This window comes from Cysteiniphilum marinum, assembly GCF_014857925.1.
Taxonomy (GTDB): domain Bacteria; phylum Pseudomonadota; class Gammaproteobacteria; order Francisellales; family Francisellaceae; genus Caedibacter; species Caedibacter marinus.
This window is the reverse complement of the sequence record NZ_JACYVZ010000070.1, coordinates 1-4,335: the sequence shown is the minus strand read 5'-3', so window position 1 is coordinate 4,335 and position 4,335 is coordinate 1. Positions and strand designations below refer to the sequence as shown.

Sequence of the window (4,335 nt, the reverse complement as noted above, 5' to 3'; positions counted from 1 at the left end):
TCGTATATTGAAGCTTACTATAACACCAAAAGGAAACATTCAACGATAAATTACATGACACCAAAACAGTTTGAAGATAGTATGAAATCCGAAAATCAAAAGTGTCCCAAATTGACGGGGTAGATCATATTTCTTCACTAGTGGTAACGGGGAGGTTTCGCCTGTTATAGCTTTAGGATAGGTTACTATCTTAGATACATGCTGTATAAACCCAGTTCCACTTGATGGGCACCCCGGCTCCGGTGATACTGTATCACAATACGTCGATACCTGTGTCACACCGTTGACATCTGTATGTTCTAGCGGAAGCCCTGCATCATTGTGACTGCTGTATGTAGAAGATGTACGAGAAATATTATCTAATTCTTTTAAACTTAATGGCATGTTTGCTAATGAATCTACAATATTATAGAAGGTCGTATCTGTCTGAATTGGAAAATTATAAAATGCAGGAACATCAAAAATTGTATCGGTACTCTGAACTGGGTAAGTATAGCTCACCTCAGATAACAACTGCCCCGACTGATTTGAGGTGATGACTTTCTCTACTAAGTGTAAGCTGGTAAAGGTATAATTAGTCTTTGTGCGACCATCACTAACTTCTGTACCATACTTATATCCATGGCCTTTCTCATATAGTACATCTTTATCACCAATATATGTGAGGTTTGCTCCTAAATAATTGTTAGCGGTTGAAGGGTTAGAACCAACGGGTTTATATGTTCTTATTAGACTAGATTGGCCATAGCCAGGGGATATTGTATGTTGGCTTATGCCGTAGGTATATGCTGCTGGAGCATTTATAGGCATTGCTAATTTTTGATATGAAAAACTATGTGTTGCGCCTCCAGGTAAGTCAACTTGAGATAAATGAACTTGTGAACCTTCTAACTGTTGATATGTAAATAAAATAAGACTTTCAGCATCAGGAAGCAATATTCTACTTAAGCGATTTGTAGCAACATCTAGAATTAGGTTTGTTTCTAGTTCTTCTCCTTTATAATCTTTATGTGTTACTGTTATAGCTGAGTAATTAGATGAAGGATAGGAAATCGTAACTTCTGAACCATTATCATCATAAATTCTTTTAAGTTGATTAGACTGCCATTGGAAATAGATGGAGTCACCTCGTGTATTGGTGATTTTATACATTTGTCCTAAATTATTTAAGTATTCCTTAAGTCCATCATGATGGGTAATCGTTACTTGCCCAGTGTTTTGATCAAGATCAACATCTACATTCTCTAATTTATAGTATCTAAGTGAACCACCTTCTAATTTATAACTTCCACCTTGAGATAAGCTTAACTCGCTTGTACTAGAGTTAAACTTTGACATTCCTCCCCATTCCCAGCAAGATGCTATACCATCTGCACTATTGGAGCAATCTCCTGTATATTCAACAGTAAGAGGAAAAGAAAGTTGTCCTTTCTTTCCATGAAAAGTGGCAACCGAGTAGATCCATGAGAGAGTTAAAGTTCTATTATCAATATAGCCACTGCCATATGTATCAAAATTAAAGGCATCAGAGGTTACATCTCCTGTAGACATATATGACTGTTTATCTTCAGCACTTTTATTTGAAGATTTCTTTTTTGTATTACTAGAGGTGTCTGATCGCTTAATATGGCTATTTCCATCATTTTGAGCGAATGTATTTTTCTCATTTGAATATGATAAAAATGGAATTAAAAACACCAAAAATAAGGTGTAAAAAAAGATATTATTCATTTTCATCTCCCTTACAATGAATAGAAGTTTTTGCCTAATTATGAAGTTAAAACTTATGTAAAATAAATGATTAACATCCTGTAATTAGTATTGATACGATATTAAAATTTATATATGTACTGAAGGGTGTAATGGCGCACCAAGATCCCAAGCAGTATGTGGATAAATCGTAAAACCATCATGCCCAATGTCTCCAAAATAGGCAGGAACTAAAACCAAACCTTCGTTCCCATATATATCAACATATCTCATATATAGTAAGCGTGAATACCCCATGCCATTATCATTATCAACTGAGTAATTGTAACCGCGAAAAGAAGGGCCATTGGGATAGCCTCTGTCCTTATTTTCAACATGGTCATATGTGGTCAAAGAATCGTGGTTCGAATTCTGATCCTTCCACATCTGATAATGTGATACAATTACGGGGAACTCATGAGATCTGCTTTCACTATCAATAAATGGGTGTTCATCAATTAAAAATAGATTATTGAAACCAGTCTCTCCTGGAATGCCACTGTCACGATCAAGTTGAAGAAATATAGTTGCCATATCATAATGAGAGTCACCACTACCACTAGTTGTAACACCATAATGCTCATTTATTGGATTTGAATGTCTTAGCTTATAGAACATTAGGCTATGGAGCTTAATAGCATTAGGAATATTGTGTCCAATATATTTATAAAAGTTAACAGATATATCATTGGTTCTGTCGATATCATCATCCCCCATCCAATCCATACCATAATATGGTTGTATATCATCATCTTCTGGGTGGTCTAATTTTTGGTGTCCAAACTGAATGCCTTGTTGAACATCAGACTCGTTATGTTGCAAAGGTTCTATAAATTGATAGGGAACTTCAACATGGTTGGAACAAGAGTTATACTGGTTAAGCTCATCACCACTAATAAAGCAAGCTGCAAAAGCAGTATTTTTTAAAGACTCTCCGCCTTGCAGATAGTATTTTATAAATGCAGTATCTCCAGAGACTTCACCATTGTAGTATACTTGTAACCCTTGGAGAGATTGCGCTGTATAGTTATATACAATGCCTTTTTCAAGCGCGTTAGCAGTTTTATTAAAGTAAATATAACCATCATCAGTAGCCTGATTCTCGCCTGTTACTTCTTTCATGTCCCGATAACTGCCGCCATTTTCATATTTTTTTATTATTAGATTTTCCAGTAGTTTATATCCATCAGCAGGCATGGAACACTTTTCGGAAAACCCAGAATCGTTTATATACGTCATATACATTCCTATTTCAAACCAATCCTGATTGTAACCATTGGCATAGATGGATGAAACCGAATCTGGATTTCCAGCACCAGTGAATCGATTATTCGCAAAAACTTGCAATGTATGGCTACTATCATCAGAAATACTTACTAGTGCTCCACTTTCATCAAATTCAAAGCAAGGAAAGTCAGCGGAATCGTATACTAAATATAACTTATCATGTGTTAAGTAGCTCTGATTTAAGCCTTGTTGGTTAGTAGATAGAATCTTGGCGTCAAAAATAGATGATGTTTTAACTGATAAAGCTTTTCCATTATAGGTGTACACATGACCATCAGCTACAAAAGATATTTCGAGACTCTTGCTAGATGATTTTCTAAGTAAAATGATCTGCTCTCCAAAGTTATACGGTCTATTCATAGGCATTTCTTTCCAAGAACTCCCATCTTTTTCACCAATAATAAGTCCTAAACCTTTTACTAAAGCATAATATGTTTTTTCATTAGAATCATATGAAATTGATTTTAAGTTATTTAAATATTTTTGATTAATTGATATTTTATCTAATGATTTTAAATCAAGATCATTATTTATTTTTAATAAATCACTAGAAGTTTTTAAAATGTATCCATCACTCACTTTGAAAAGTGCTTCTGCTGACTTGAAGCTTGAAACTTTATCAATATTATATTTTGCGCCATCATAATTTATTTCATCTTCATATGTAATTGCATATAAGCCTGTTTTAGTTAGCGCTATCACAGTATCATCATTGACCGCCTTTATATCAATTACCTTAGTTTGATTTTTAGTGAGTTTAACCTTTTGCCAATACCCTTTAACATGCGAAAAGTATAGAGTCCCGTTGACTAAAGCTGAAAAACCTCTTCCACTTGGTACAAGATTACTGTTGCTACGGTTAGTAATCTCATCTGGTAGCTTAAGAAGTTCGTTTAATTGACCATATTCAATTGAATATGCATGAGTTGAGGTAAGAATGTATTCTCTATTTGAGTTATTTTGATAGCTATCACCATGCAATTTTCCTTTCAAGTTTTTTATATCCAACTCTAAGGAGTTTAATTTTTTTCCATCAATAATTCTGCTATTTGTTGCGAACTCTGACAAAATATTAGTATTATTGTTTATTTCATTACCTACATCTTTAGCCATGCTAATATTAAATATTGAGAAGCTAAGTATTGAAATAATAACTTTCCTTTTCATTTTATTTCTCCTATGTTAATTTTCAACTCTTCAGTTGGTTAAATGTTTAATTTTTTCTCAAAACATAGTTGGGGAAATCTTCAAAAACCCAATTATTTTTAAGTGTTAAATAAATTGTTTTTAACAGCTTTC

General features: G+C 33.8%; 2 protein-coding genes. One reads left to right on the top strand and one right to left on the bottom strand.

All coding sequences use genetic code 11. From position 1 onward, the window contains the following. Positions 1–6: 6 nt before the first annotated feature. Entirely contained in the window at positions 7–123 is a 117-nt protein-coding gene (locus IE867_RS15060) for an IS3 family transposase (RefSeq protein ID WP_404826252.1), read from the top strand. A gap of 1,716 nt (positions 124–1,839) precedes the next feature. On the opposite strand, the gene IE867_RS14050 is transcribed toward IE867_RS15060, so the two are convergent. Continuing rightward, a complete protein-coding gene (locus tag IE867_RS14050; protein WP_192485339.1) occupies positions 1,840–4,203 on the bottom strand; it encodes a hypothetical protein in 2,364 nt (787 codons plus the stop codon). Positions 4,204–4,335: the final 132 nt, after the last annotated feature.

Bases quoted from the DNA above. Each gene is read 5' to 3' on its own strand.
- IE867_RS14050 (WP_192485339.1), bottom strand. From the start codon at position 4,203: ATGAAAAGGAAAGTTATTATTTCAATACTTAGCTTCTCAATATTTAAT.